Below are 26,385 nucleotides of genomic sequence, written 5' to 3'. Positions count from 1 at the left end.
CGGGCGGGAATGGTCAGACGGGCCCTAGGGGCCGGTCCCGACCACGCAGAGAACCGGCACCCCGCCCTTCGCCTCGGGGCAGGGCAACGCCGAGGCGCGGGCGGATATCAGCGGTGCCGGCGCCTCGCGGCCGTCACGGCCGTCCTGGTCGGAGGTGTACCAGCCGGTGGGTGGCGGCTCCGCCGAGGCCTGGAGCCACAGGGTGAGGACGCCGCCGCCGACCACGGCGACCGCCCACACCACCAGAACCCGGCGCCACACCCGGCGCCGTCCCCCCGCCGCCCTCACGCCGAAGCCGGCCCGCCCTGGTCCCAGACCTCCACGTCCACGACGGCCTCCACCGGGATCGGCCCGTAGATGTGCGGGAACTCCTCGCCGCCGGGTGCCATCGCCTCGAACCGGACCGGCACGGCGAGCCGTTCGGCGTCGACGACGAGGACCACGAGTTCGTCGGGGCCGGCGTAGGAGCCGTACACCATGGCCGCCACGGCGGGGAGTTGGTGGCGCAGCGAGCAGTGGATGAAGCCCTCCTCCTGGAGGGTCCGGCCGCGGGTGGACGTCTCGAAGACGCCGGACGTGCGGGCGGCGTCCCACACGGAGCGCTCGGTCAGATGCAACAGGGGTTCGGACATGCGGACAACGCTACGACCTCAGCCGGGCCGCCCGCGCCTCCAAATAGCGCCGTTCGGGGAGGCTGAGTGTCTTGGCCGCCGCCGACTCGTAGGCGCCGCGGGCTCCGGCCGGGTCACCCGCGCGCTCCAGCAGATGACCGCGGACCGCGTCCAGCCGGTGTCCGGCGGCCGACGCGCCCTCCAGCCGGTCGAGTTCGGCGAGGGCGGCGCGCGGCCCGTGCACCATGGCCACGGCGACCGCGCGGTTGAGGCGTTCGACGGGGCCCGGGACCCGGCGGACGAGGACGTCGTACAGGCCGAGGATCTCGGTCCAGTCAGTCCCCTGGGGCGAGGGCGCCTCGTCGTGGACGGCGGCGATCGCGGCCCGGAGCCCGTAGGGGCCCGCCGGCCCCCGCGCCAGCGCCCTGGTCACCAGGGCCACGCCCTCCTCGATCGCCGCCTTGTCCCAGCGCGTGCGGTCCTGCTCGTCGAGGGGAACGAGCTCCCCGTGCGGCCCGGTCCGCGCGGCGCGCCGGGCGTCGGTCAGCAGCATCAGCGCGAGCAGGCCGGTCACTTCGCCGTCCTCGGGCAGCAGTTGCTGGACCGTGCGCGTCAACCGGATTGCCTCATGGGCGAGTTCGGCCCGCTGGAGTGCCGTGCCGGAGGTCGCCGTATAGCCCTCGTTGAAGATCAGGTAGAGGGTGTGCAGGACGGCCGGTAGCCGCTCCTCCCAGTGGTCGGGGCGGCCGAAACCGACGCCCCGCACCCGCTGCTTGGCCCGGCTGATGCGCTGCGCCATGGTCGCCTCGGGCACCAGATACGCCCGCGCGATCTCCGCCGTGGTCAGACCGCCCACCGCGCGCAGGGTGAGCGCGATCTGCGCGGCCGGGCTCAGATCGGGATGGCAGCACAGGAAGAGGAGGGAGAGCGTGTCGTCCTCCGACGGGCCACGGTCCGTGCCCGGCGGCGGCGCCGTGAACGCGTCCCGCGGCGTCAGCGCCGCCGCCTTCTCCTCCCGCAGCCGCCGCGACTCCTCCGCGCGCAGGGCGTCGACGAGCCGCCGCGAGGCGACCTTGATCAGCCATCCGCGCGGGTTGTCCGGCACACCCTTCGCGGGCCACTGCGCGGCGGCCGCGAGCAGCGCCTCCTGCGTGGCGTCCTCGGCCGCGTCGAAATGCCCGTAGCGGCGCACGAGCGCGCCGAGGACTTGCGGCGCGTGGCGGCGCAGCAGGTCCTCGACCTCGGTCGTGCCTCTCATCCCGTTCAGAGGTCCCCGGCACCGTCCTGGATGCGCCGGATGACCACCGGGTGCTCGGTGAGACCCTCGGGACCCGGGCAGCGGGTGACCCGCTCGGCGATCTCGGTGACCCTCTCCAGGCTCGCGCAGTCGACCACCCAGTAACCGGCCATCAGTTCCTTGGTCTCGCTGTACGGGCCGTCGGTGATCACGGCCTTGCCGTCCGGGTCCCGGGTCACCAGGCGGGTCTGCGCGGGATCGGTCAGCCCTTGTGCGTCGACCAGCTCACCGGATTCGGAGAGGTCGTCGCTGATCGCGCCCATGTAGGCGTACATGGCCTGCAGTTCCTGCTCGTTCCAGGCCGGCGCCTGTGCGGACGCCTTGCCCCGCATGCCCTCGTAGTCGGCCTGCGTGCCCTGCACCATCACCAGATACTTCATGAGTCCGCTCCTTCGGCTTCCTCGGCTCGGACCACCCGTGGTGGGCGGCTCTCACAGGGGACGTCGGAGCCGGCCCGCGTTTCTCTACACGTCTCCACCCGGCGGCGTCCGGTGCGTCAGGATTTCTCCGCGGCGGGCTCCTCCGGCAGACCGTGTCCCTGCCCCTGACCCTGCCCCTCTACGTGCCCGTGTACGTGTCCGCGTCCGGGCTCTTGGGCGAACGCCGCGCACTTCGGGTTCCGGCAGGGTCCGGGACCCCATTTGGGTACCCAGGCGCCCAGGGTCTTGTACCGGTGCACCATTGTGGCGACCGGTTGCTCGCATTCGGGACATACATGCTCATCGGTGCCCATGCCTTCAGGGTAGGGCGGCGGACCCACCGCTTCCTGTTGTACGTCCCGGACCAGACCTGGGTCGGCGCCCGAGTCGGGCCCGGGTCCCGGTCTAGTCCTCGGCCCGGACCTGGGCCTGTCGCCCCGGTCGCGGCTCGCGCCACATCGGCCACATCCGCGGGCCGTCCGGCAGGTCGAGGGGACGGCCCGTGAGCACGAAGCCGAGCCGTTCATACAGTGCGCGGCTGCGGGCGTTGCTCGCCTCCAGATAGGCGGCCAGGCCCTCGCGGTCGCAGCGGTCGAGGACCGACTCGATCAGCGCGCCGCCGAGCCCTTCGCCCTGGCGTTCGGGCGCCACCCCGATCATCCACAGATACGCGTGGGCGCGTCCCTCGGGGTGGATGTCCGCCGTCAGCCGGCCGATCAGCTCGACCCGCTCGTTGTCCGGATCGACAGCGGCGCGCAGTTGTGCGGGAGCGTCCTCGTCCTCACCACCGCTCTCGCCGTCGTGGTTCCCGGCGGGAACGGACAGCCACAGAGCACACGCCGAACCGTCCTCGGCGAGGTCGATACGTCCCTCGGCGAGCACCGCATCGGCGAACGCCTCCATCAGTTTGGGGTGCGTCGCGCGGCGGTGCGCCGGGTCCGGGAAGACCCAGTTGCTCACCGGATCGTCCTGGAACGCCTCGTCCAGCAGCCGGACGACCAGTTCCCGGTCCGCCTCGCCCGCCACTCGGATCGCCACACCCATGACCAGCCCCGCCCTTCGCCCCAACCAGCCTCGACCGTACGGCGGTTGAGCCTATTACGCCGGGGAGCCGACACACCGCCCCCAGGGCGTCCAAGGGACGTGCGCAAAGGCGCGGGCCCCCGCACACCGTGGGGATGCGCGGGGCCCGCCCGCCGGAGCCGGGCACCGTACGGATGTCAGGTGCCGTACGGTGCCCGGGGTTCCGGGGTTCCGGGGTCGTCGACCGGCCGACGGGGCCGGTCAGTTGCTGCGCCGGGTGACGAACTCGGCCAGTGCGAGAAGGCCGCCCGCCGCCTCGGGATCGGGTACCGCGCGGGACAGTTCGTGCATCGCCCGGGACATCCGGTCGGCCGCCTGGGCCTGAGCCCAGTCGCGCCCGCCCGCCCGCTCGACGGCCAGCACCGTACGCTCCAACTCCCCTTCCCGGTACGGCGCCGCGTACAACTCGGCCAGCTCCACGGCCGCCGGGGTGTCCGAGGTGAGGGCGGCCACCACGGGCAGCGACTTCTTGCGGGCGGCGAGGTCCGCCCCGGCCGGTTTGCCGGTGCGGCCCGGGTCCCCCCAGATCCCGATCACATCGTCGATCAGCTGGAAGGCGAGCCCCGCCTCCCGGCCGAAGGCGTCGAGCGCCTCGACGTCCTCGGCGGCCGCCCCCGCGTACAGCCCCCCGATGGCGCAGGCGCTGCCGAGCAGGGCGCCCGTCTTCGCCTCGGCCATGGCGAGGCACTCGTCGAGGGTGACCTCGTCCGGGCCGAGCTTCTCCATGGCCGTGTCCGTGTGCTGTCCGGCGCACAGTTCGACGACGCAGCCCGAGAGCCGCGCGGCGGCCGCCGAGGACGCGCGGTGCGGGTCCTCGGCCAGCAGCCGCATGGCCAGCGCCTGCAGGGCGTCCCCGGCGAGGATCGCGTCGGCGTCGCCGAACACGGTCCACGCGGTGGGTCGGTGTCTGCGGGTGGTGTCCCGGTCCATCACGTCGTCGTGCAGCAGGGTGAAGTTGTGGATCAGCTCCACCGCGGCGGCCGCCCGTACGGCCGTCGCGTGCTGCCCGCCGAGCGCCCGGACCGCGGTCAGCACCAGCGCGGGCCGGATGGCCTTCCCGGCGTTCCCCGCCGCCGGGGTGCCGTCCGCCTGCTCCCAGCCGAAGTGGTACAGCGCGATCCGGCGCATAGAGCCCGGCAGCGAGTCGACGGCCCGGCGCAGCTCGGGGTCGACGGACGCCCTGGCCCGCTCCAGGATGACCGCGGCCTCCTGCGCGTCGAGCGGATTCGGCGCGCCCCGTCGTTCCATGGGCCTTTCGCCGGGACTTCGCCGGTCCGGAGTCCCGGCCGGGCGCCGACTGCCGGGAATTCCGGCCGAACCCTGCTGCGTCTCCGTCGTCATGCGGTCACCTGCGCGATCCCAGCGGAGAGCCGGCTGACATGGGCGCGTGAACGGCCGCCGGGCGCGCGCCCCCGTCGTGGTCCCGCCCCGAGGGGCGGGACCACGACGGGCTCCGCTTCGCGGATCGTCACCGCCAGCGGCCGATCTCGACGTTCTCCAGGATGCCGAGGGCGTCCGGCACGAGCACCGCGGCCGAGTAGTACGCCGTCACCAGGTAGGAGATGATCGCCTGTTCGTTGATGCCCATGAAGCGCACCGACAGGCTCGGCTCGATCTCGTCCGGGATGCCCGCCTGCTGGAGCCCGACCACTCCCTGCTCGGCCTCGCCGGTGCGCATCGCGATGATCGAGGTCGTACGGGCGTCGCTGACCGGGATCTTGTTGCACGGGAAGATCGGCACCCCGCGCCAGGTCGGGATGCGGTTGCCGGCCATCTCGATGCTCTCGGGGACGAGTCCGCGTTTGTTCAGCTCGCGGCCGAACGCGGAGATCGCGCGCGGGTGGGCGAGGAACAGCTTGGTTCCGCGCCGGCGGCTGAGCAGCTCGTCCATGTCGTCCGGGCTCGGTACGCCGTCGTGCGGCTGGAGCCGCTGGTCGTACTCGCAGTTGTTGAGCATGCCGAACTCGCGGTTGTTGATGAGCTCGTGCTCCTGGCGCTCCTTCAACGCCTCCACGGTGAGCCGCAACTGCTGCTCGGTCTGGTTCATCGGCTGGTTGTAGAGGTCGGCCACGCGCGTGTGCAGGCGCAGGACCGTCTGGGCGATGCTCAGTTCGTACTCGCGCGGGGTGGCCTCGTAGTCCACGAAGGTGCCCGGGATGTCCTGCTCCCCGGTGTGACCGGCCGCGAGGTCGATCTCCTTCTCGCCGTACTTGTTGGTGCGCTGCGACGGAATCGCGCGCAGCTCCTGGAGATGGGCACTCAGGGACTCGGCGCGCTCCGCGACCTGTTCGAGGTCCTGGCGGGGCAGGGCGAGCACGGTCACCGCCGTCACCGCTCGGGCCGTGTACTCCCAGATGGCCTCCGGGTCGATGAGCGCCTGCTCCCCGAAGTACGCGCCGTCGGCGAGGACACCGAGCACCGCGTCGCCGCCGTAGGGACCGGTGCCGATCTTCTCGACCTTGCCGTGCGCCAGCAGGAAGACCTCTTCGGCCCGGCTGCCGAACGAGGCCAGCACCTCCCCCGGGGCGAACTCCCGCTGCTGGCACCGCTGGGCGAGCTCGCCCAGCACCTCATGATCCTCGTACGACCGCAGTACGGACAGTTCGCCGAGCTCCGCGGGGATGACCTCGACACGGTCCCCTGTCTTGACGAACGTCACGCGGCCGTCGCCCACGGAGTAGCTGAGCCGCCGGTTCACGCGGTACGTGCCACCCTGCACGTTCACCCACGGAAGCATGCGCAGCAGCCACCGTGAGCTGATCTCCTGCATCTGTGGCGCGGACTTGGTGGTGGTGGCCAGGTTCCGCGCGGCGGATGTGCCGAGACTCTGCTGCGGACGGTTCTGCTCCGCGCGGACCTCTTCGCCTACCGACATGAAAATTGCCCTCCCGGTCGTGCACTGATCTTCGGGAGCAAGCCTTCCATCACGGAACGTGCTGGTGCTATTACACGAATGAGGGGGAATGGATCACTCCGGACCTGGGCAGAGGGGGTGATTCCGCAGGGCCGACGCGCCCGCCGGCCAGGGAACTCCAAGATCCGGCCGTCCGTTCGCCCCTCGACGGACAACGACGGGAGACAGCAGTGGCAGGCTTCCTGGACCGCGCGAAAGAGCAGGCGCAGCGCGGACTCACGCAGGGCAAGCAGAAGCTGGACGACGTGCAGGCGCAGCGCGCGGGCGGCGACCTCCTGAAGAGACTCGGCTCCGCCTACTACGCGGAGCGGCGGGGCAGCGGTTCCCCCGAGGCGACCCGGCAGGCCCTTCAGTCGCTGGAGACCCACATCGCCGCCCACGGGGACGCATTCCTCCGGTCCTCCTGACCGATCCCTCTTCCTCCGGTCCTGACCGGTTCCTCCTGAGCTGACCGGATCGGCTCGCACGCTGTGCGAACGGGTGGGTCCGGCAGCCCGGCCGGCTATAGAAGCTGCGGTACCAGACGGCCACGACAGGTGACCGACGTACAGCGCGAAGGAGTCGGCCATGGCATCGCCCATGTCCGCGGGCAGTTTCCTGGACCGGATCAGGGAGGAAGGCGTCCATGTCGTCGAGGTCGGCGACTGGAAGCATCACAACCGCAACCACAAGGGCCCCTGGGGCCCGGTGCACGGGGTGATGATCCACCACACGGTGACCTCGGGCACCGAGCTCACCGTCGGACTCTGCCGGGAGGGCCGCGAAGACCTGCCCGGACCGCTGTGCCACGGTGTCATCACCAAGGACGGCGTCCTCCACATGGTCGGCTGCGGCCGGGCCAACCACGCGGGCCTCGGCGACGACGACGTGCTGCGCGCGGTGATCGCCGAGAAGGCGCTGCCGCACGACAACGAGGCGAACACCGACGGCAACCGCCACTTCTACGGCTTCGAGTGCGAGAACCTCGGCGACGGCAAGGACCCGTGGCCCGAGGCGCAGCTGGACGCCATCGCCAAGGTCTCCGCCGCGATCTGCCGGTTCCACGGCTGGACGGAGCGTTCGGTCATCGGCCACCTGGAGTGGCAGCCGGGAAAGGTGGACCCGCGAGGATTCACGATGAGCTTCCTGCGGGGGCGCGTCCGCGAGCTGCTGAAGTGAGCTGATCATCGAGGGCCGACGGGGACGGCCGGCATCGCGGGCCCCCGCGTCCGGCCGTCCCCGGACAGGTGTCCGACAATGAAGGGGTGACCAGCCCCGCCGCCCCGGACAGCGCCGCTCCCGACGCCCGGGACAGCGCCGCCGCAACCACCCCCGCCCCACCCGAAGCCCTCGCCCCGGCCGGCCCACTCACCGCGGCCGACCAGGCCGGTCCCGTCGCCCCGCTCGGCCTCCGGCCGCGCATCCCGTCGCCGCTCCGGGAGGTCGTGGACGGGCGGTTCGCGCGTCACGGCGTACGGCTGCTGCTGAAGCGGGACGATCTGATCCACCCGGAGCTGATCGGCAACAAGTGGCGCAAGCTGACGCCGAACCTCGAAGCGGCGGCGGGCCGCACCCTGGTCACCTTCGGCGGGGCGTACTCGAACCATCTGCGCGCCACCGCCGCCGCCGGCCGCCTCCTGGACCTGCCCACCCTCGGTGTGGTCCGCGGCCAGGAGCTGGCCGACCGTCCCCTCAACCCCTCACTCGCCCGCTGCGCGGCCGACGGCATGCGCCTTCACTTCGTCGACAGATCGACGTACCGCCACAAGACGGAGGCGCAGACGCTGGCCGGGATCCTGCGCGAGACGGGCACCGAGGACGCGTACGTGGTGCCCGAGGGCGGCAGCAACGCCCTCGCCGTACGCGGCTGCCGGGCGCTCGGCGAGGAACTGCGCGACCACGGCGGCATCGACGTGGCCGCCCTCGCCTGCGGCACCGGCGGCACCCTCGCCGGGATGGCCGCGGGCCTCGCCCCCGGTCAGCGCGCCCTGGGCATCCCGGTCCTGCGGGGCGGCTTCCTCGACGCCGGGACGGCGGCCCTCCAGACGGCCGCGTTCGGCGCCCGGCGCGGCACCTGGTCCCTCGACGACCGCTTCCACTTCGGCGGCTACGCCCGCACCACCCCCGAACTCGACGCCTTCGCCGAGGACTTCGAGCAGCGCCACGGGCTGCCCGTCGAACGTCTCTATGTCGCCAAGATGCTCTACGGACTTGTCGCCCTCGCCGAGGAAGGCGCGTTCCCGCGCGGCACGACGGTGGCGGCGGTGATCACCGGAGCGCCGTTCCCCGCCGCGGGGACCGGGCCTCAGGCCGCCTCCCGGTAGGCCGCCGCCTCCTCCAGGTCCAGCCGGCGCAGCAGCGTGCGCAGCATCTCGTCGTCGATGTAGCGGTGGTCGCGCAGCTTGACGAACACATCGCGCTCGGTGCCGATCATCTCGCGGGAGAGACGGCGGTAGGTGTCGTCCGCGGTCTCGCCGGTGACCGGGTTGACGGCGCCGAGCCGCTCCCAGACGGCGTTGCGGCGCCGCTCCATGACCGTGCGCAGACGCTCGGCGAGCGGCGGGGGCAGGGCGTTGCGCTCGTCGGCGAGGAGTTCGCCGAGGCGCTCCTCCGCGGCACGGGAGGCCTGTGCCTGGGCGTTGGCCTCGGCGAGCGTCTCGGCCTGTGTGTCGCGTCCCGGCAGTTTCAGCAGCCGGATCAGCGGGGGCAGTGTCAGGCCTTGCACGACCAGGGTGCCGATGACGGTGGTGAAGGTCAGGAAGAGGATCAGGTTGCGGTCGGGGAAGGCGCCGCCGCCGTGCACGGTGAGCGGGATGGAGAAGGCGACGGCGAGCGAGACGACTCCGCGCATGCCGGCCCAGCCGATGACGAACGGCCCCTTCCAGGTGGGGTTGTCCTCGCGTTCGCGGATCCGCGCCGACAGGATGCGGGGCAGGAAGGTGGCGGGGTACACCCACACGAAGCGGGTCGCGACGACGACGAGGAAGAGGACGAGGGCATACCAGGCGGCGCTCGCGCCCTCGTTGGCACCGAGGCCCTTCAGGACGACGGGCAGTTGGAGTCCGATCAGCGCGAACACCGCAGACTCCAGGATGAACGCGACCATCTTCCACACCGCCTCCTCCTGGAGCCGGGTCGCGAAGTCCACCTCCCAGGAGCGGTGTCCGAGGTAGAGCGCGACGACGACCACCGCGAGCACCCCGGAGGCGTTCAGCTGCTCGGCGATGCCGTAGGCGACGAAGGGGATCAGCAGGGAGAGGGTGTTCTGCAGGAGCGCTTCGTTCATGTGGGTGCGCAGCCAGTGGATGGGGATCATCAGAACGAGCCCGACGACCACCCCGCCGACCGCCGCGAGCAGGAACTCGCCGATGCCGCCCGCCCACGTCGCGCCCTCGCCGACCGCCGCGGCGAGCGCCACCTTGTAGGCGGTGATCGCGGTCGCGTCGTTCACCAGGGATTCGCCCTGCAGGATCGTGGTGATCCGTGAGGGCAGTCCCACCCGGCGCGCCACGGCCGTCGCGGCCACCGCGTCCGGCGGCGCGACCACGGCGCCGAGCACCAGCGCCGCGGGCAGCGGCAGGCCCGGTACGAGCAGATAGGCGGCCCAGCCGACCACAAGGGTCGCGAAGAGGACGTACCCGACCGACAACATTGCGACGGGCCTCAAATGGGCCCTCAGGTCGAGGTAGGAGCTGTCGGTGGCCGCCGTGTACAGCAGCGGGGGCAGCACCAGCGGGAGCACGATGTCGGGGTCCAGTTCGTACGCCGGCACCCCGGGGACGTACGAGATCAGCAGGGCCACGGCGACGATCAGCAGGGGCGCCGGGACCGGGGTGCGGCGGGCGGCCCCGGCGACCGTCGCACTCCCCGCGACCAGCAACAGCAGTGGCAGCACATCCATCGTCTTTGCCCGCCCTCTTTTTTCGCGCGGCATCCCGCACGCCCGACGTAACCTGGCAATCATGAAACAGTGCACGCACGCCGAAGCGCTGCCGCAGCCCGAACCCGAACCCGGGAGCGAGACCTGCCTGGAGTGCGTGGCGGCCGGCACCCACCCGGTGCAGCTTCGGCTGTGTCTGGAGTGCGGGCATCTCGCCTGTTGTGACTCCTCGCCGCTGCGGCACGCGACGGAGCACCACAAGGACACCGGACATCCGATCATGCGCACGTTCGAGCAGGGGGAGAACTGGCGTTGGTGTTTCGTGGACCACGTACTCGTCTGAACCGTCGATCACGTACACGCGTGACTCACGATCCGGACGGTTCGACCGTCTGACGCCTGGGTACGTCAACCCGGCGCGCGCTCTTCCTATTTGGGGCCGCAGACCCCTAGCCACTGTCCGTACTCATGGGCTTACTATGAGTGACAGCAAGGGACGGGGTCCCCAGGACAGGAAAGTCGGGAGCGCGGTAGCGTCACCGCTGAACGACGTAGCGCGTTACCCCGGGGGGCGACCCTCGGCCCCGAAAGAGCTCGAATGAGCTTGTACCACCATGGAGGTGAGGGTGTCCCAGATCGCAGGCGAGCCCGCGACGAAGGACTTCGTGGAAGTCCGGCTGCCGGCCGCGGGTGCCTACCTGTCGGTACTGCGCACGGCCACGGCCGGGCTGGCAGCCCGTTTGGACTTCACCCTCGACGAGATCGAGGATCTGCGCATCGCGGTGGACGAGGCCTGCGCGATCCTGCTGCAGCAGGCCGTCCCCGGCTCGGTGCTCAGCTGTGTCTTCCGGCTGATCGACGACTCACTGGAGGTCACGGTCTCGGCTCCGACCACCGACGGTCACGCTCCGTCACGTGACACCTTCGCGTGGACCGTCCTGTCGGCGCTCGCGGGCAAGGTCGACTCCACCGTCGCCGAGGACAAGACCGTTTCGATCAGCCTCTACAAACAGCGCGGCGCGGGACCCGGGCCGGCGTGAGGAACGGGGACGGGCCGGTGCGGGACGAAGAGCGCGGCACACGGGAGCCTCCCGCGGAGCGCGCCGACGGCCCGGGCGGGCCGCGGCACACGGCGGACGGCGTCGACGGCATCCCCGAACAGGCCCGGCCGCATCCGGAGATCGGCGTCTCCTCGGCAGCAGCGGCGCAGCCGGGGGTCTTCCCCCGACGGGGAGGTCCCCCCGGTTCGAGCGCGGCCGAGGACACGGGGGAAGAGCCGCGAGCTCGGAGAATGGTGACGGGCGGGACTATGAGCGAGCACGAGCGAAACGCGGAGCAGAGCGTGCAGGGCGCGCAGCACGGGCCGAGCGCCCAGCACATCCAGCACGGGCCGAGCGCCCAGCACATCCGGCACGACCCGCAGGACCGCAGCGGGGCGCGGGCGATGTTCATCGAGCTGCGCAAGCTGCAGGACGGCAGCACCGAGTACGCGGAGCTGCGCAACCAGCTGGTCCGCATGCATCTGCCGCTCGTCGAGCACCTCGCGCGCCGCTTCCGCAACCGCGGTGAGCCGCTGGACGACCTCACCCAGGTCGCGACGATCGGGCTGATCAAGTCGGTCGACCGCTTCGACCCGGAGCGCGGCGTCGAGTTCTCGACGTACGCGACCCCGACGGTGGTCGGCGAGATCAAGCGGCACTTCCGCGACAAGGGCTGGGCGGTTCGCGTCCCGCGCCGCCTCCAGGAGCTGCGGCTGGCGCTGACCACGGCGACCGCCGAGCTCTCCCAGCTGCACGGCCGCTCCCCGACGGTCCACGAGCTGGCCGAGAAGCTGGCCATCTCGGAGGAGGAGGTCCTGGAGGGCCTGGAGTCCGCCAACGCGTACTCCACGCTGTCCCTGGACGTCCCCGACACGGACGACGAGTCCCCGGCGGTCGCGGACACCCTGGGCGCCGAGGACGAGGCGCTGGAGGGCGTCGAGTACCGGGAGTCGCTCAAGCCGCTGCTCGAGGACCTGCCGCCGCGGGAGAAGCGGATCCTCCTCCTTCGCTTCTTCGGCAACATGACGCAGTCGCAGATCGCGCAGGAGGTCGGCATCTCACAGATGCACGTCTCGCGGCTGCTGGCCCGCACGCTCGCCCAGCTGCGAGAGAAGCTCCTCGTCGAGGAGTGAGGTCGAGTCTGAGGTCGGGGTGCGAGGTCGGGGTGTGAGCTCAAAGGGTGAGCTCGAGGAGTGAGCCCCGCCTACTTCTCGTCCTGTATGTCGCCGCCGGGCCCTCGGATTCCGAGGGCCCGTGTCGTTGCCGGGTTCACCAGCAGGACCAGGGCCGCCACCGCGACGACCGCGAGGGCGATGCCGGCGGGGATCGCGACGCTGTCGGCCTGGAGCAGGGTGTAGGCGAGGGGCAGCGCCAGGATCTGGGTGATGAGGGCCGGGCCCCGGCTCCAGCTGCGGCGCAGCAGCAGTCCGCGCGCGGCCAGCAGCGGCAGCAGGGCGAGCACGATCAGCGTGACACCGCCGGTGACGGCCTGCTGCCGGCTGTCGGGGTCGCCCGTGAGGCCGAGCACGAGGATGCACACGCCGCCCGCCACCAGGGCGGCCCCCTCCAGCGCGGCCAGCGCCGCCGCGGCGGTCAGCCGCCCGGGACGGGGTTCGGAGAGGGGGGCGTCGGGGGTGGGATTCTGCTCACGGCTCACCCCCGAAGAGTAGCCGTCGGCCCCGGACCGCCGAGCGCCCCGGGGCCGGACACCGCTCCGTTTCAGGGCTCGCCCCGGTCCGTCGCCGCACCCCCGGCGCACCCCGGGACTCTTACTGGATCCCTACCTCGGTCTGGGACGAGTACCACCCAGTAGGTACGCTGCATCGCATGCGTGCACTTCTCGTGGTCAATCCGGCAGCAACCACCACAAGTGCGCGTACGCGTGATGTCTTGATCCACGCATTGGCCAGTGAGATGAAGCTCGAAGTGGTCACCACCGAGTACCGCGGGCACGCCCGGGACCTCGGCAGGCAGGCCGCGGACAGCGACGACATAGACATGGTCGTGGCCCTCGGCGGGGACGGCACGGTCAACGAGGTCGTGAACGGTCTTCTGCACCGGGGCCCCGACCCGCAACGTCTTCCCCGCCTCGCTGTGGTCCCCGGCGGCTCCACCAATGTCTTCGCCCGCGCCCTCGGCCTGCCGAACGACGCCGTGGAGGCGACCGGCGCCCTGCTGGACGCGTTGCGCGAGGAGCGCGAGCGCACGGTCGGCCTCGGCCTCGCCGCGGGGACCCCCGGCACCGAGGACGAGTCCGTACCGTCCCGCTGGTTCACCTTCTGCGCCGGTCTCGGCTTCGACGCGGGGGTGGTGGGCCGGGTCGAGCAGCAGCGCGAGCTCGGCCGGCGCTCCACTCACGCGCTGTATCTCCGCCAAGTGGCACGACAGTTTTTGGACGAACCTCACCGCCGGCACGGAATGATCACCCTGGAGCGCCCCGGCGCGGACCCGGTCACCGATCTGGTCCTGTCCATCATCTGCAACACCTCGCCGTGGACGTTTCTCGGCAATCGTCCGGTGTACGCGACGCCTAAGGCCTCGTTCGATACCGGACTCGACGTACTCGCCCTCAGCCGCATGTCGACGGCCTCGGTTGCCCGGTATGCCACTCAGTTGCTCACTTCGTCCCCCGAGCGTGGACCCCAGGGCAAGCACGCCGTCACTCTGCATGACCTGACGGACTTCACCTTGCATTCGAAGGTTCCACTCCCCCTTCAGATGGACGGCGACCATCTGGGACTGCGTACAAGCGTGACGTTCACAGGCGTACGCCGTGCACTGCGTGTGATTGTGTGAGCGGAAGGGGCCAAACTCCTTTCACTCGAACGTTTAGACCAGGGTCCACCCCATGGAAGTACGGCTGTGACTCAGCCGACACCGAGGAATCAAAAAAAACTTTTCAGAAGGGGTTGTATCCGCCGCTGAGGTTTGCGAGTCTCTACGTGGCGCTCGGGACGGCCCGCAACATCGGCCCCACAGAGCACCGGAACCCCTCCTCAAATCACAGGACCACACCAGTCCGTCTGGTTGTCGGCCCTTCACTTGTTGAGGGATTCGTGAAAGCGTTCACATTCACAAGCAACGTGCATGTAATACCAAGGAGAGGTAGCAGCCATGGACTGGCGTCACAACGCCGTTTGCCGCGAGGAAGACCCCGAGCTCTTCTTCCCCATCGGCAACACCGGTCCTGCGCTGCTGCAGATCGAGGAAGCCAAGGCCGTCTGCCGTCGCTGCCCCGTCATGGAGCAGTGTCTGCAGTGGGCGCTCGAGTCCGGCCAGGACTCCGGCGTCTGGGGTGGCCTCAGCGAGGACGAGCGCCGCGCAATGAAGCGCCGTGCCGCCCGCAACCGAGCTCGTCAGGCCACCGCCTGACGTTCCACCCCGCACGAGCCTGAGCTTGGCGGCGCGTACAGCGAGTACGCAACTCCCGCCCCCGAGCCGCAGCGCGCAGTACCCCGATGCGCTTGATGCAACGAGCTTTCAGCCCCGGACCACCTGGTGGTCCGGGGCTCATTGCTGTTCACGCCCGGGACCGGTCACAGTGAGTGACGAGCCCCCGTGCGCCTCAAACGCATCAACCACCCCTGCCCGTCGGCCACTTGCACGCGGTCGCCCGCACGCACGCGAAGGCCGCCGACACGCGGCGCGAGCAGACGGGAATCCCCGGTTCTTGAGCCGGGAAGGAAGTCACTTGGGCACGATCACCGGAATGTCCAGAAGCACCTGGGTGCCACGCTCCGGAGCGGCCACCATGTCGAAGGTGCCGCCCAATTCGCCCTCCACCAGCGTCCGTACGATCTGCAGGCCGAGGTTGCCCGAGCGGTGCGGGTCGAAGCCCTCGGGCAGTCCGACCCCGTCGTCCGTCACGGTGACCAGCAGTCGGGCGTCCTTGGATGTGCCGCCGCGCACCGCGGAGACCTCGACGGTGCCCCGGTCGCCCTCGCGGAAGCCGTGCTCCAGCGCGTTCTGCAGGATCTCGGTGAGAACCATCGAGAGCGGGGTCGCGACCTCGGCGTCCAGGATGCCGAAACGCCCGGTGCGCCGGCCGGTGACCTTGCCCGGTGAGATCTCCGCGACCATGGCGAGGACCCGGTCGGCGATTTCGTCGAACTCGACCCGCTCGTCCAGGTTCTGGGAGAGCGTCTCGTGCACGATCGCGATGGAACCGACCCGGCGCACGGCCTCCTCCAGGGCTTCCCGCCCGCGGTCGGACTCGATACGGCGGGCCTGCAGCCGCAGGAGGGCCGCCACGGTCTGGAGGTTGTTCTTCACCCGGTGGTGAATCTCCCGGATCGTGGCGTCCTTGGTGATCAATTCACGCTCGCGGCGGCGCAGTTCGGTGACATCGCGGAGCAGGACCAGGGAACCCACCCGGGTGCCCTTGGGCTTGAGCGGGATCGCCCGCAGCTGGATCACGCCCTCGGCGCTCTCGATCTCGAACTCGCGGGGCGCCCAACCGCTGGCGACCTTGGACAGTGCCTCGTCCACCGGGCCCCGGGACGGGGCGAGCTCGGCGGTCGTGGAGCCGAGGTTGCAGCCCACCAGGTCGGCCGCCAGGCCCAGGCGGTGGTACGCGGAGAGCGCGTTCGGTGAGGCGTACTGGACGATGCCGTCCGCGTCGAGGCGGATCAGTCCGTCGCCGACCCTCGGCGAGGCATCCATGTCGACCTGCTGGTCGGGGAACGGGAAGGTGCCCGCCGCGATCATCTGGGCGAGGTCGGAGGCGCTCTGCAGATACGTCAGTTCGAGGCGGCTCGGGGTGCGCACGGTGAGCAGATTGGTGTTGCGGGCGATGACGCCGAGGACCCGGCCCTCACGTCGTACGGGAATGGACTCGACCCTGACCGGCACCTCCTCGCGCCATTCGGGATCGCCCTCGCGCACGATCCGGCCCTCGTCGAGCGCCGCGTCCAGCAGGGGCCGGCGGCCGCGCGGGACCAGATGGCCGACCATGTCGTCCTGGTACGAGGTGGGCCCCGTGTTGGGGCGCATCTGGGCGACCGAGACATAGCGGGTGCCGTCGCGCGTGGGAACCCACAGGACGAGGTCGGCGAAGGAGAGGTCGGAGAGCAACTGCCACTCCGAGACCAGCAGATGCAGCCACTCGAGATCGGAGTCACCGAGAGCGGTGTGCTGGCGTACGAGGTCGTTCATGGAGGGCACGAGTGCGAGCGTACCCGGCGGATCCGACAGGTCCCGAAATCGGCCACCCGCGCGGGGCCCCACGGGCGTCGTACGGCCCCGGAAACACCCGCGGGCCGCGGCGCCTGGGAGGGACCCTCGACCCTCCCGGCACCGCAGCCCGGAGCAACAACGGCCGTGGGGTGTGCGGTCCCGGTCGGCCGAAGAGAGGAGCCGGAGCAGTCAGGGCAGAGAGCGCCGGTTCCTCGGTCCGTCTTCCTGTGCGGGGAAGACGGAGGCTCGTTCAGTTTCTCAAAGCAATTGTGGACTAGACCATGGCGCTGCGTCCATGTGTCCGCAGCCCATACGTCCTGCCGATGTTCTTTGTTGTCCGCTTATCCAACACCAGGAGCGCCCATCAGACTATCCCGCTTCGGTTCGTGAACGGGCGGAGTTGCCGGATGAGCGGAGCCCGGTGGGTTCGTCCGCTCGGGCCCGAGCGGGTCGGAGCGGGTCCGAGCGGGTCCGACGATTCGCCCCGGGACGCGCCTCGTTCCGGGGCGACGGAAGGGTGACGCTCTGCTAGATTGGTCTATACCACATGTGTCCCCCTTCGGATTCGGTTGAGTTCCTGAGTCCCCTCTCCAGATCGGCAGGCCCAGCGTGGAAGTTGTCATCGTCCCGGACGCCAAGGCGGGCGGCGAGCTGATCGCCGAGGCCATGGCGGAACTGCTCCGGCGCAAGCCCGACGCGCTGCTCGGCGTGGCCACCGGCTCGACGCCGCTGCCCATCTACGAGGCGCTGGCGGCCCGAGTGGGTTCGGGTGCCGTGGACGCCTCGGGTGCGCGCATCGCGCAGCTCGACGAGTACGTGGGGCTGCCGGCCGAGCACCCCGAGTCCTACCGTTCCGTGCTGCGGCGCGAGGTGCTGGAACCGCTGGGCCTCGGCATGGACGCGTTCATGGGTCCCGACGGCACCGCGGCGGACGTCCAGGCCGCGTGCGAGGCGTACGACAAGGCGCTGGCGGCGGCCGGCGGGGTCGACCTCCAACTGCTGGGGATCGGGACGGACGGCCATATCGGGTTCAACGAGCCGTGCTCCTCGCTCGCCTCGCGGACCCGGATCAAGACACTGACCGAGCAGACCCGGGTGGACAACGCGCGGTTCTTCGACGGCGACATCGAGCAGGTGCCGCACCACGTCATCACGCAGGGCATCGGCACGATCCTGGAGGCGCGGCACCTGGTGCTGCTCGCGACCGGCGAGGGCAAGGCGGACGCCGTGGCGGCGACGGTCGAGGGGCCGGTCGCGGCGGTCTGCCCGGCGTCGGCGCTGCAGCTGCACCCGCACGCCACCGTGGTCGTCGACGAAGCCGCCGCGTCCAAGCTGAAGCTGGCGGACTACTTCCGGCAGACGTTCGCAGCCAAGCCGGACTGGCAGGGCATCTAGCAGCGGCCGGGGCCGGGTCCGCGAGGCGAACGCGCGGACCCGGCCCAGCGGCAGACACGCAGGTGCCGGGCCTCCCGAGGGAGCGCCCGGCACCGGTGCGTCGTGGCCCGGGGGCCGGTCCGCTACTGCCCCGCGATGACCTCCGCCGCCGCCTGACCGCACACCCGCGCCGCCCCGTGGGTGGCGATGTGCAGGGCACCCCGGGGCGCCGCCTGGGGGACACCCATCTCGACCACGACGGTGTCGGGGCGGGAGGCGAGCAGGGTGTCGAGGGCGGCCGCCATCCAGGGGTGACGGTGTTCGTCGCGGACGACCGCCACGAGGGGTCGCGCGCCCGCGGCCGCGAGGGCCGCGGAGCCCGCGTCCTCGCCGGTGAAGCTGCCGGTCTCGGTGCCGGGAAGCAGCCGGGCCAGTTCCGCGGCCACGCCCCAGGGGGTCTCGTCACCGACGGCGATGTTCGCGACCGGGGTGAGCGCGGCGACGTAGGGGGCCCCGGTGAGCGGGGTGTGCGACGCGGAGCGGGTCACGGTCAGCGCGCGCCGGGCGGCGATGAGGCCTACGTCGGAGGCCTCGCCCGTACCGCCCGATCCGCCCGAGCTGTTCGAATCGTTCGAGCTGTTCGAGCCACTTGAACCGTCCGAGCTGTCCGTACCGTCCGTACCGCCCGCACCGCTCACACCGCCCGTACCAGCGGTACCGCCCGTACCGTTCGCCGCACCCGTACCGCTCGTACCGTCTGTACCGCCCGAGCTGTTCGAAGCGTTCGAGCTGTTCAAGCCATTCGTGCGGAGGGTGACCGCCGAGGCGGAGGCGGCTGGGGAAGCCTTCGGGGTCGCGGAGGCCGCGGCCGTCCACTCGGCCAGCGCCCGCACCCGGTTCGCCGCGTCCGCGAGGCGTTCCTCGGGGAGTTCTCCGGCGCGGACGGCGGAGACCAGGGCGTCGCGGAGGCGGCGCACGGTGTCGTCGTCCGCCAGTCCGCCGCCGACGCAGATGGCGTCCGCGCCCGCCGCGATGGCCAGCACGCTGCCCCGCTCGATGCCGTACGTCGCCGCGATGGCCTGCATCTCCATGCCGTCGGTGACGATCAGGCCGTCGTAGCCGAGTTCCTCGCGCAGCAGACCGGTGAGGATGCGGCGGGAGAGGGTGGCCGGGCGGTCCGGGTCCAGGGCCGGGACGAGGATGTGCGCGCTCATCACGGCACGGCTGCCCGCGGCGATCGCGGCCCGGAAGGGGACGAGTTCGCGGGACTGGAGGACCGACAGGTCCGCGTCGATACGGGGCAGGGCGTGGTGGGAGTCCACCGCGGTGTCCCCGTGGCCCGGGAAGTGCTTGGTGCAGGCGGCGACGCCGGCGGCCTGGAGGCCGGTGACATAGGCGGCCGTGTGCCGGGCCACCAGGTCGGTGTCGGCGCCGAAGGACCGTACGCCGATGACCGGGTTGTCCGGGTTGGAGTTCACGTCGGCGGACGGCGCCCAGTTGAGGTTCACTCCGCACGCGGCCAGCCGGCGGCCGAGCTCGAAGGCGACGTCCTCGGTGAGCGTCACGTCGTCGACGGCGCCCAGCGCGTGGTTGCCCGGGAAGGACGACCCGGTGCGCACTTCCAGACGGGTGACGTCGCCGCCCTCTTCGTCGATGGCGACCAGGACGTCGTCACGTTCGACGCGCAACTGGGCGGTCAGGGCCGCGAGTTGATCGGGCGAGGCGATGTTGCGGCCGAACAGGCCGACGGAGGCGAGGCCTTCACCGAGGCGGCGCAGCAGCCAGTCCGGAGCCGTGGTCCCGGTGAAACCGGGCTGGAGCACGGTGAGGGCGTCGCGCGTCAGGCCATCCTTTGAATTGGACGCAGTGGTACCACTGGCGAATGTCGTCATCGGGAGGCGTTATCCCTTCACGGCGCCCGCGGTCAGACCCGCGGCCATCTTGCGCTGGACGAGGAGGAACAGGACGACGATCGGCACGGCCATCATGGTGGATCCGGCCATCATCGGGGCGTACTCGGTGCCGTGCTTGGTGGTGAAGTTGCCGAGCCAGACGGTGGCGGTCTGATTCTGCTGGCTCAGCAGCATGAGGGCGTAGAGGTATTCGTTCCAGGCCTGGATGAAGGCGTAGACGGACGTCGCGACCATGCCCGGGGCCAGCAGCGGGAAGACCACGCGGATGAAGGCGCCCGTGCGGCTGCACCCGTCGACCATCGCCGCCTCCTCCAGCTCCTTCGGAATGTTGACGATGAATCCGCGCAGCGTCCACACCGTGAAGGGAAGGATGAAGGTCAGATACGTGATGATCAGACCGGAGAGCTTGTCGTACTGTCCGAGGTCGTTCAGCAGCAGGAAGATCGGGATGATCATGGCGACCAGCGGGACCATCTGGACCGCGAGGATGCCGACGATCACGACCTTGCGGCCACGGAAGGCGAAGCGGGAGATGGCCAGTGCGGCCAGCATCCCCACCACGATGCCGATCACGACCACCGAGAGCGACACGATCAAGCTGCGGCCGACCGGGCCCCAGAAGTCGGCGATGTCCAGCGCGCGGCGGAAGTTGTCGAGCGTGAACCCCGTGGGGAACAGGCTCGGATCGGGGTCGATGGCGTCCTTGGCCGGCTTGATGGCCGTGTTGAGCATCCAGTAGACGGGGAAGCCCGCGACGACGAAGACGAGCAGGCCGAGGACGTTCCAGCCGAGCTTGGACTTGCGGGGCCCGGAGGACTTCCGCCCCGCGGCGGACGTACGCCCGGACCTGGCGACGGCACTCATTCGACCTCTCCGATCTGCAGCATCTGACGCATGTAAACGGCCACCACGCCCAGGAGCAGCAGCACGGTCAGCACGGCGATCGCCGACCCTTGCGCGTAGTCGTTCACGACGAAGGCGCGGTCGTACGAGTACGTGGTGAGCAGCTGGAACTCCGCCTCGGGGTGGCCGCCCCGCATGACGAAGACCTGCGGGAAGACGCCCATGTCCCAGATGACGGAGAGGGTCGTGAGCATCACGATGATCGGCTTGAGGATCGGCAAGGTGACATGGCGGAAGACGCCCCAGGCGCCCGCGCCGTCGAGCCGTGCGGCCTCCTCCAGCTCGGCGGGTACCTGGGTGAGTCCCGCGCTGAGCGTGATGACGACGAACGGCACCGCGCCCCAGACGACCAGGAGCATGATCACGCTCAGGCCCTGCGTTCCGCTCGCGAACCAGTTGTGGCCGATCATGTCGACGCCGGGGAGCTTGCTGAGCAGCGCGTTGAAGACGCCGTAGTCGGAGTCGAAGAGCCACTTGAAGACCGTGGTGGCCACGATGATGGGCATGCCCCAACTGGCCACCAGCACGATGTTGATGAGTGTCTTCACCCAGCCGGAGACCCGCTGGAGGAGCAGCGCGATCAGCATGCCGACGACCATCGTGAAGACGACGGCCCCGCCGGCGAACAGGACGGTCCGGACGACCACCGCCCAGAACTCGCTGTCCGAGAGCACGTTGGCGAAGTTGTCGAAGCCGACCGACTCGGCCGGCTGGAAGCCCCAGAGCTGGGACTGCCCGAACTTCTGGAAGGAGAGCGTGACCAGGCGCACCAGCGGATAGCCGAGGACCAGCGCGAGGATCAGCAGGCACGGGGCGAGCAGGGCCCAGGGGGTCGCCGCCGCGCCCGAGGTCCGCTTGGTGCGTGGCGCCTCGGCGACGGCCGGTGGCGGTGCCTGCCGCGGTGGCGGCACCTTGGCGGGGGTGGTCGTGTCTGCGGCACTCATCGCGCGCTCCTCAGCGGTCCCTCAGGTCGTACGAAAGCGAAGGCCCGCACGGCCGGGCGCTGCGGGGCGAGCCCCTGGCCGGGCCGTACGGGAGGCAGGGCCCCGCCCCTCCGTGAAGGAGGACCGACGGGGCCCTGCGCTCAGGTCACTTGGTGTTGATGACCTTGTCGATCGCGGCGTCCGCTTCCTTCGCGGCGTCCGCGACGGACTTCTTGCCGGTGCCGATGTTCTGCAGCATGGTCTGCAGGACCTGGGCCTTCTCGACCTGGCCCCAGCCCGGCGCCATCGGGACGAACCAGCTGGACTCGGCCGCGGTGGCCGGGACGACCGTCGCCGGGTCGTTCTTCAGGGTGGCGAGGTCGGTCTTGTTGTTGGGCAGGTTGCCCTTGGCCATCAGGCCCTTCTGGCCCTTGGCGCCGGTGAACGCGTTGATCCACTCGGCGGCGACGGCCTGCGCCTTCGACTTCACCGGGACGGCGAGGTCGGAGCCGCCCAGGAAGACCGGGAGGTTCTTGCCGGACGGGCCGGGCATCACGAAGTTCTCGAGGTTGCCCTTGAGCTTGCCGGTCTTGTCGCTCTTCGGGTCCTCGGCGGTCGCACCCTCCCAGGCGGCACCGAAGATCATGCCGGACTTGCCCTGGCCGTAGACGATGTAACGGTCGGACTCGTCCTTCGTCTTGTCGCCGTGCATGTACTTGTCGACGACGTTCTTGAACTCGGTGAGGCCCTTGACCGACTCGGGCGAGGAGAGGTTGGCCTTCCACTGGCCGCCCTCCTCCTTCGCGATGGAGCCGCCCGCGTCGTAGACGAAGGACATGGCCGCGTACCAGTCGCGAGTGGGCTGGTACCAGGCGCTGAACTTGCTGCCCTCCTTCTTCTGGATCTTGTCCAGATCGGAGGTGAGCTCCTGGTACGTCTTCGGCGGGGTCTTCACGCCGGCCGAGGCGGCGACGTCCTTGCGCCAGTTGCCGACGCGGCCACCGGCGTAGTACGGCACGCCGTAGGTCTTGCCGTCGTAGGTGACGGAGGTCTTGAGGCCGTCCAGCCAGCCGTCCGAGTTCTCGAACTTCGAGGCGTCGAGGGGAGCGAAGGCACCCTTGACCATGTAGCCGAGCATCTCGCTGTTGCCCATCTCGACCACGTCCGGCACCTTGTCGGTGGCGAGGACCGCGTCGAGCTTGGTGTTCTTGTCCGGCCAGCCGTAGTACTCGTGCTTGATCTTGATGCCGGGGTGCTTCGCCTTGATCGCCGTGTCGGCCGCCGTGACCAGCTCGGGCCAGTTGTTCTGCGCGTCGACCGTGAGCCAGACCGTCAGCTCCTTGGCGTCCGCACCCTTGTCCGACCCCCCGGACTTGCTGTCGTTCCCGCACGCCGCGACGGAGAAGATCATGCCCGCGATACCGATCGCGGCTACCAGCTTGCGCTTCACGCCACCCTCCTCAGGGATGCCACAAACCCCCCTGCTCCCCGCGGTGACATAACTCCGTGTACCGCCCGTGGGGCCGGGACTGGACCAATGGTGTAGACCAGTACGGGGAGCTTGGCCTAGACCTAGAGGGGTGTCAAGGGTGTGTAAGCCCGTCCAGTCGTCCGTTATGGGACCTACATATGCAAGGACCTTTAAGTAGGTAAGCGGCATAAATAGCGGGCCTGTTCAGGACCTGCGAGAGAACCGCCCCCGGGCCGTCCGCACGGCCGTCCCCGCCGCCGCCCGTACCACCGTCTGCGCGTGATGGACTAGACCAACGGGTACGCCGACGGTATATAGAGGGGATCACGGAGCGTGCGGGGAACACTCGCGCAGCAAGCCGTGCCACGATGTGAGCCGTGGCCGTCGATATGTCGGTCGCTTCGGCATCCGGAGCCGGGAAGGCAGAGCATGAGCACCGACGTCAGCAGTGCGGAGAACGAGGGTGGGGCGCCCATCCGTACCGCGCGCGTGCCCAAGTACTACCGCCTCAAGAAGCACCTGCTCGACATGACGGAGACACTGCCGCCCGGTACACCGGTACCGCCCGAGCGGACCCTCGCCGCCGAGTTCGACACCTCGCGCACCACGGTGCGGCAGGCCCTTCAGGAGCTGGTCGTCGAGGGCCGTCTCGAACGCATCCAGGGCAAGGGCACCTTCGTCGCCAAGCCGAAGGTCTCCCAGGCGCTCCAACTGACCTCGTACACCGAGGACATGCGCGCCCAGGGCCTCGAACCCACCTCACAGCTGCTGGACATCGGCTACATCACGGCGGACGAGACCCTCGCCGGCCTGCTCGACATCTCGGCCGGCGGCCGGGTGCTGCGCATCGAGCGGCTTCGCCTCGCGAGCGGCGAGCCGATGGCCATCGAGACGACCCATCTCTCCGCCAAGCGCTTCCCCGCCCTGCGCAGGTCGCTCGTCAAGTACACCTCTCTCTACACCGCGCTCGCCGAGGTGTACGACGTCCACCTCGCCGAGGCCGAGGAGACCATCGAGACCTCGCTGGCGACCCCGCGCGAGGCCGGGCTGCTCGGCACCGACGTGGGCCTGCCCATGCTGATGCTCTCCCGCCACTCGCTCGACCGGCAGGGCGAGCCGGTGGAATGGGTGCGGTCGGTCTACCGGGGCGACCGGTACAAGTTCGTCGCCCGCCTCAAGCGCCCGCAGGACTGAGTCGTACGGCGTAACGCGCGGGTACGGGGCACACGCTCCCGTACCCGCGCGTCGCGCCGCACGGGCGGGGCGGTCCCGGACGGACCGTCAGGCGCCGTACCGGCCCGAGGGGTTCCCCGCCTGCTGAGGGCGCCCTGCGCACCGACACGAACCCTCCACACCCGCCGTCCGAGCAGGGGTTCCCTAGAGCGGAACCATCCCCTAGATTGCCTGCGCGTTACCCAGGTGATCGATGAGGGGACGGAGTCGCCCTATGTCAGACCTGCCCGAAGTGAAACCACCGGTGGTGACACCGGTACGTGTGGTGATCGCCCTCTGCCTGCTCGCGCCCTTCGTGGCGATGCTGTGGGTCGGCTCCTACACGAAGACCGACCCGGCGTTCATCGGCATCCCGTTCTTCTACTGGTACCAGATCCTGTGGGTGCCCCTCTCCACGGCGCTGACAGTGATCGCGTACCAGCTGTGGCGGCGTGACGTGCGGGCCCGCGCGTCCGCCTCCGCGAAGGGAGGTGCCGGAGCATGAAGAACGGTGTGAACGGCGTCGCCCTCGGCGTCTTCGTCTTCTTCTTCCTGGCCGTCACGGTCATGGGCTTCCTCGCCGCGCGCTGGCGCAGAGCCGCCGACGAGCACAGCCTCGACGAATGGGGCCTGGGCGGACGGTCCTTCGGTACCTGGGTGACCTGGTTCCTGCTCGGCGGCGACCTCTACACGGCGTACACCTTCGTCGCCGTACCCGCGGCGGTCTACGCGGCGGGCGCGGCCGGCTTCTTCGCCGTCCCGTACACGATCCTGGTCTACCCGCTGATCTTCACGTTCCTGCCCCGTCTGTGGTCGGTCTCCCACCGGCACGGCTATGTGACGACCTCGGACTTCGTGCGCGGCCGCTTCGGCTCCAAGAGCCTGTCCCTCGCCGTGGCCGTCACCGGCATCCTGGCCACCATGCCGTACATCGCGCTCCAACTGGTCGGCATCCAGGCCGTCCTCGACGTGATGGGCGTGGGCGGCGGCGACAGCACCAACTGGTTCGTCAAGGACCTGCCGCTCCTCATCGCCTTCGGCGTGCTGGCCGCGTACACCTACTCCTCGGGTCTGCGAGCCCCCGCCCTGATCGCGTTCGTGAAGGACACCCTGATCTACATCGTGATCGCGGTGGCCATCATCTACATCCCGATCAAGCTGGGCGGCTTCGACGAGATCTTCAAGGCGGCGAGCGCCAAGTACACGGCCGCGGGCGCCGGCGGGCTCGTCCCCGCCGAGGCGGGCCAGTGGACGTACGCCACCCTCGCGCTCGGCTCGGCGCTGGCGCTGTTCATGTATCCGCACTCGGTCACCGCGACGCTGTCCGGCCGCAGCCGGGAGGTGATCCGCCGCAACACCACGATCCTGCCGCTGTACTCGCTGATGCTGGGCCTGCTCGCCCTGCTCGGGTTCATGGCGATCGCGGCCGGCGTGAAGGTCGCCAACGGCCAGCTCGCCATTCCCCAGCTCTTCGAGAACATGTTCCCCGACTGGTTCGCGGGCGTGGCCTTCGCCGCCATCGGCATCGGCGCGCTCGTCCCGGCGGCCATCATGTCCATCGCGGCCGCGAACCTCTTCACCCGCAACATCTACAAGGACTTCATCAACCCGGCCGCGACCCCTCGGCAGGAGACCAGGGTCTCCAAGCTGGTCTCGCTCCTGGTGAAGGTGGGCGCGCTGGTCTTCGTCCTGACCATGGACAAGACCGTGGCGATCAACTTCCAGTTGCTGGGCGGCATCTGGATCCTGCAGACCTTCCCGTCGCTGGTCGGCGGACTCTTCACGCGCTGGTTCCACCGCTGGGCGCTGCTGGGCGGCTGGGCGGTCGGCATGCTCTACGGCACGATCGCCGCCTACGGAGTGGCCTCGCCGACCCAGAAGCACTTCGGCGGCAGCTCGAAGGAGATTCCCGGCATCGGGGAGATCGGCTACATCGGGCTGACGGCGTTCGTCCTGAACGTGGCCGTGGCCGTCGTCCTCACCTTCGCCCTCAGGGCGTTCAAGGCCCCGGACGGCATCGACGAGACCTCGCCCGAGGACTACACGGCCGACGCGGGAGACCCGGGGGTCGAGACGGAGCTTCCGCCGGCCACGGCGGACGCGAGCCACTAGCGACAGCTCACGACACAGCTCTCCACGACGGGCCGCCGGACGAAAACCGGCGGCCTGTCGCCGTGCCGGTCGGGCACAC

Annotated in this window: 26 protein-coding genes; 12 read left to right on the top strand and 14 right to left on the bottom strand. The window is 70.3% G+C overall.

Going from position 1 to position 26,385, the window contains the following annotated elements; all coding sequences use genetic code 11:
* Nucleotides 1-24 precede the first annotated feature (24 nt).
* The 7 genes from ACZ4N5_RS04985 to ACZ4N5_RS04955 all read right to left on the bottom strand — a co-directional run bounded on the left by ACZ4N5_RS04985 (nt 25) and on the right by ACZ4N5_RS04955 (nt 6,285).
* Nucleotides 25-261, bottom strand: coding sequence for a hypothetical protein (locus ACZ4N5_RS04985; RefSeq protein WP_467755716.1), 237 nt, complete (start codon nt 259-261; stop codon nt 25-27).
* Between the two features lie 23 nt (nt 262-284).
* Nucleotides 285-632 (bottom strand): DUF952 domain-containing protein, encoded by a 348-nt coding sequence (locus tag ACZ4N5_RS04980; RefSeq protein ID WP_467755715.1) that lies wholly within the window; start codon nt 630-632, stop codon nt 285-287.
* Between the two features lie 10 nt (nt 633-642).
* Nucleotides 643-1,869 (bottom strand): RNA polymerase sigma factor, encoded by a 1,227-nt coding sequence (locus ACZ4N5_RS04975; RefSeq protein ID WP_467755714.1) that lies wholly within the window; start codon nt 1,867-1,869, stop codon nt 643-645.
* A gap of 5 nt (nt 1,870-1,874) precedes the next feature.
* The gene (locus ACZ4N5_RS04970) at nt 1,875-2,288 is read right to left on the bottom strand and encodes a YciI family protein (protein WP_467755713.1); all 414 of its coding nucleotides are present in this window, start codon (nt 2,286-2,288) and stop codon (nt 1,875-1,877) included.
* A 444-nt stretch (nt 2,289-2,732) separates the two neighbouring features.
* On the bottom strand, nt 2,733-3,371 hold the full coding sequence (locus ACZ4N5_RS04965; protein ID WP_467755712.1) for a GNAT family N-acetyltransferase: 639 nt from the start codon (nt 3,369-3,371) through the stop codon (nt 2,733-2,735).
* Between the two features lie 240 nt (nt 3,372-3,611).
* Complete coding sequence (locus ACZ4N5_RS04960; protein ID WP_467755711.1) at nt 3,612-4,751, bottom strand: family 2 encapsulin nanocompartment cargo protein polyprenyl transferase; 1,140 nt, start codon at nt 4,749-4,751, stop codon at nt 3,612-3,614.
* A 127-nt stretch (nt 4,752-4,878) separates the two neighbouring features.
* The gene (locus ACZ4N5_RS04955; protein WP_467755710.1) at nt 4,879-6,285 is read right to left on the bottom strand and encodes a family 2B encapsulin nanocompartment shell protein; all 1,407 of its coding nucleotides are present in this window, start codon (nt 6,283-6,285) and stop codon (nt 4,879-4,881) included.
* A gap of 209 nt (nt 6,286-6,494) precedes the next feature.
* Here ACZ4N5_RS04955 and ACZ4N5_RS04950 point away from each other — a divergent pair, with 209 nt between their 5' ends.
* From ACZ4N5_RS04950 to ACZ4N5_RS04940, 3 genes are all read left to right on the top strand, one after another.
* Nucleotides 6,495-6,731, top strand: a complete 237-nt coding sequence (locus ACZ4N5_RS04950; protein ID WP_467755709.1) for a hypothetical protein — start codon at nt 6,495-6,497, stop codon at nt 6,729-6,731.
* A gap of 160 nt (nt 6,732-6,891) precedes the next feature.
* Nucleotides 6,892-7,482: an N-acetylmuramoyl-L-alanine amidase gene (locus ACZ4N5_RS04945; RefSeq protein ID WP_467755708.1), complete on the top strand. Its 591-nt coding sequence runs from the start codon at nt 6,892-6,894 to the stop codon at nt 7,480-7,482.
* A 242-nt stretch (nt 7,483-7,724) separates the two neighbouring features.
* Nucleotides 7,725-8,627, top strand: coding sequence for a 1-aminocyclopropane-1-carboxylate deaminase/D-cysteine desulfhydrase (locus tag ACZ4N5_RS04940; protein WP_467755880.1), 903 nt, complete (start codon nt 7,725-7,727; stop codon nt 8,625-8,627).
* Here ACZ4N5_RS04940 and ACZ4N5_RS04935 read toward each other — a convergent pair.
* The gene (locus ACZ4N5_RS04935; RefSeq protein WP_467755707.1) at nt 8,609-10,204 is read right to left on the bottom strand and encodes a Na+/H+ antiporter; all 1,596 of its coding nucleotides are present in this window, start codon (nt 10,202-10,204) and stop codon (nt 8,609-8,611) included. The genes ACZ4N5_RS04940 and ACZ4N5_RS04935 overlap by 19 nt on opposite strands.
* Nucleotides 10,205-10,265: 61 nt before the next feature.
* Here ACZ4N5_RS04935 and ACZ4N5_RS04930 point away from each other — a divergent pair, with 61 nt between their 5' ends.
* The 3 genes from ACZ4N5_RS04930 (at nt 10,266) to ACZ4N5_RS04920 (ending at nt 12,356) form a co-directional block, all read left to right on the top strand.
* Entirely contained in the window at nt 10,266-10,526 is a 261-nt protein-coding gene (locus ACZ4N5_RS04930; RefSeq protein ID WP_261707967.1) for a UBP-type zinc finger domain-containing protein, read from the top strand.
* A 283-nt stretch (nt 10,527-10,809) separates the two neighbouring features.
* Nucleotides 10,810-11,223, top strand: coding sequence for an ATP-binding protein (locus ACZ4N5_RS04925; protein ID WP_054228129.1), 414 nt, complete (start codon nt 10,810-10,812; stop codon nt 11,221-11,223).
* Nucleotides 11,220-12,356, top strand: a complete 1,137-nt coding sequence (locus tag ACZ4N5_RS04920; protein WP_467755706.1) for an RNA polymerase sigma factor SigF — start codon at nt 11,220-11,222, stop codon at nt 12,354-12,356. Before ACZ4N5_RS04925 ends, ACZ4N5_RS04920 begins: the two co-directional genes overlap by 4 nt.
* Nucleotides 12,357-12,427: 71 nt before the next feature.
* Here ACZ4N5_RS04920 and ACZ4N5_RS04915 read toward each other — a convergent pair whose 3' ends face one another.
* On the bottom strand, nt 12,428-12,880 hold the full coding sequence (locus ACZ4N5_RS04915; protein ID WP_467755705.1) for a hypothetical protein: 453 nt from the start codon (nt 12,878-12,880) through the stop codon (nt 12,428-12,430).
* Between the two features lie 170 nt (nt 12,881-13,050).
* Here ACZ4N5_RS04915 and ACZ4N5_RS04910 point away from each other — a divergent pair, with 170 nt between their 5' ends.
* Complete coding sequence (locus tag ACZ4N5_RS04910; protein ID WP_467755704.1) at nt 13,051-14,019, top strand: diacylglycerol/lipid kinase family protein; 969 nt, start codon at nt 13,051-13,053, stop codon at nt 14,017-14,019.
* 318 nt (nt 14,020-14,337) lie between these two features.
* Nucleotides 14,338-14,595: a WhiB family transcriptional regulator gene (locus tag ACZ4N5_RS04905; protein WP_006380970.1), complete on the top strand. Its 258-nt coding sequence runs from the start codon at nt 14,338-14,340 to the stop codon at nt 14,593-14,595.
* Nucleotides 14,596-14,910: 315 nt separating this feature from the next.
* Here the strand turns inward: ACZ4N5_RS04905 and ACZ4N5_RS04900 are convergent, their stop codons facing one another.
* Nucleotides 14,911-16,377: a histidine kinase N-terminal domain-containing protein gene (locus ACZ4N5_RS04900; RefSeq protein ID WP_467755879.1), complete on the bottom strand. Its 1,467-nt coding sequence runs from the start codon at nt 16,375-16,377 to the stop codon at nt 14,911-14,913.
* Between the two features lie 630 nt (nt 16,378-17,007).
* Here ACZ4N5_RS04900 and nagB point away from each other — a divergent pair.
* Nucleotides 17,008-17,793: a glucosamine-6-phosphate deaminase gene (nagB, locus tag ACZ4N5_RS04895; protein WP_467755703.1), complete on the top strand. Its 786-nt coding sequence runs from the start codon at nt 17,008-17,010 to the stop codon at nt 17,791-17,793.
* A gap of 122 nt (nt 17,794-17,915) precedes the next feature.
* Here nagB and ACZ4N5_RS04890 read toward each other — a convergent pair whose 3' ends face one another.
* The 4 genes from ACZ4N5_RS04890 to ACZ4N5_RS04875 all read right to left on the bottom strand — a co-directional run bounded on the left by ACZ4N5_RS04890 (nt 17,916) and on the right by ACZ4N5_RS04875 (nt 22,961).
* The gene (locus ACZ4N5_RS04890; protein ID WP_467755702.1) at nt 17,916-19,664 is read right to left on the bottom strand and encodes a glycoside hydrolase family 3 protein; all 1,749 of its coding nucleotides are present in this window, start codon (nt 19,662-19,664) and stop codon (nt 17,916-17,918) included.
* 9 nt (nt 19,665-19,673) lie between these two features.
* On the bottom strand, nt 19,674-20,549 hold the full coding sequence (locus ACZ4N5_RS04885) for a carbohydrate ABC transporter permease (protein WP_467755701.1): 876 nt from the start codon (nt 20,547-20,549) through the stop codon (nt 19,674-19,676).
* Entirely contained in the window at nt 20,546-21,532 is a 987-nt protein-coding gene (locus tag ACZ4N5_RS04880; protein ID WP_467755700.1) for a carbohydrate ABC transporter permease, read from the bottom strand. Before ACZ4N5_RS04880 ends, ACZ4N5_RS04885 begins: the two co-directional genes overlap by 4 nt.
* 145 nt (nt 21,533-21,677) lie before the next feature.
* On the bottom strand, nt 21,678-22,961 hold the full coding sequence (locus ACZ4N5_RS04875; RefSeq protein ID WP_467755699.1) for an extracellular solute-binding protein: 1,284 nt from the start codon (nt 22,959-22,961) through the stop codon (nt 21,678-21,680).
* Nucleotides 22,962-23,411: 450 nt separating this feature from the next.
* Between ACZ4N5_RS04875 and ACZ4N5_RS04870 the strand changes: the two genes are divergently transcribed.
* From ACZ4N5_RS04870 to mctP, 3 genes are all read left to right on the top strand, one after another.
* Nucleotides 23,412-24,176, top strand: coding sequence for a GntR family transcriptional regulator (locus ACZ4N5_RS04870; RefSeq protein ID WP_327431614.1), 765 nt, complete (start codon nt 23,412-23,414; stop codon nt 24,174-24,176).
* Between the two features lie 253 nt (nt 24,177-24,429).
* Entirely contained in the window at nt 24,430-24,699 is a 270-nt protein-coding gene (locus tag ACZ4N5_RS04865; protein ID WP_467755698.1) for a DUF3311 domain-containing protein, read from the top strand.
* Nucleotides 24,696-26,306 carry a monocarboxylate uptake permease MctP gene (gene mctP, locus ACZ4N5_RS04860; RefSeq protein ID WP_467755697.1) on the top strand — a complete coding sequence of 537 codons (1,611 nt, stop codon included), beginning with the start codon at nt 24,696-24,698 and terminating at the stop codon, nt 26,304-26,306. Before ACZ4N5_RS04865 ends, mctP begins: the two co-directional genes overlap by 4 nt.
* Nucleotides 26,307-26,385 lie beyond the last annotated feature (79 nt).

This window comes from Streptomyces sp. NPDC026500, from assembly GCF_055567635.1.
The sequence above is the reverse complement of the archived record's forward strand: the minus strand, read 5'-3'. Positions and strand labels throughout refer to the sequence as shown.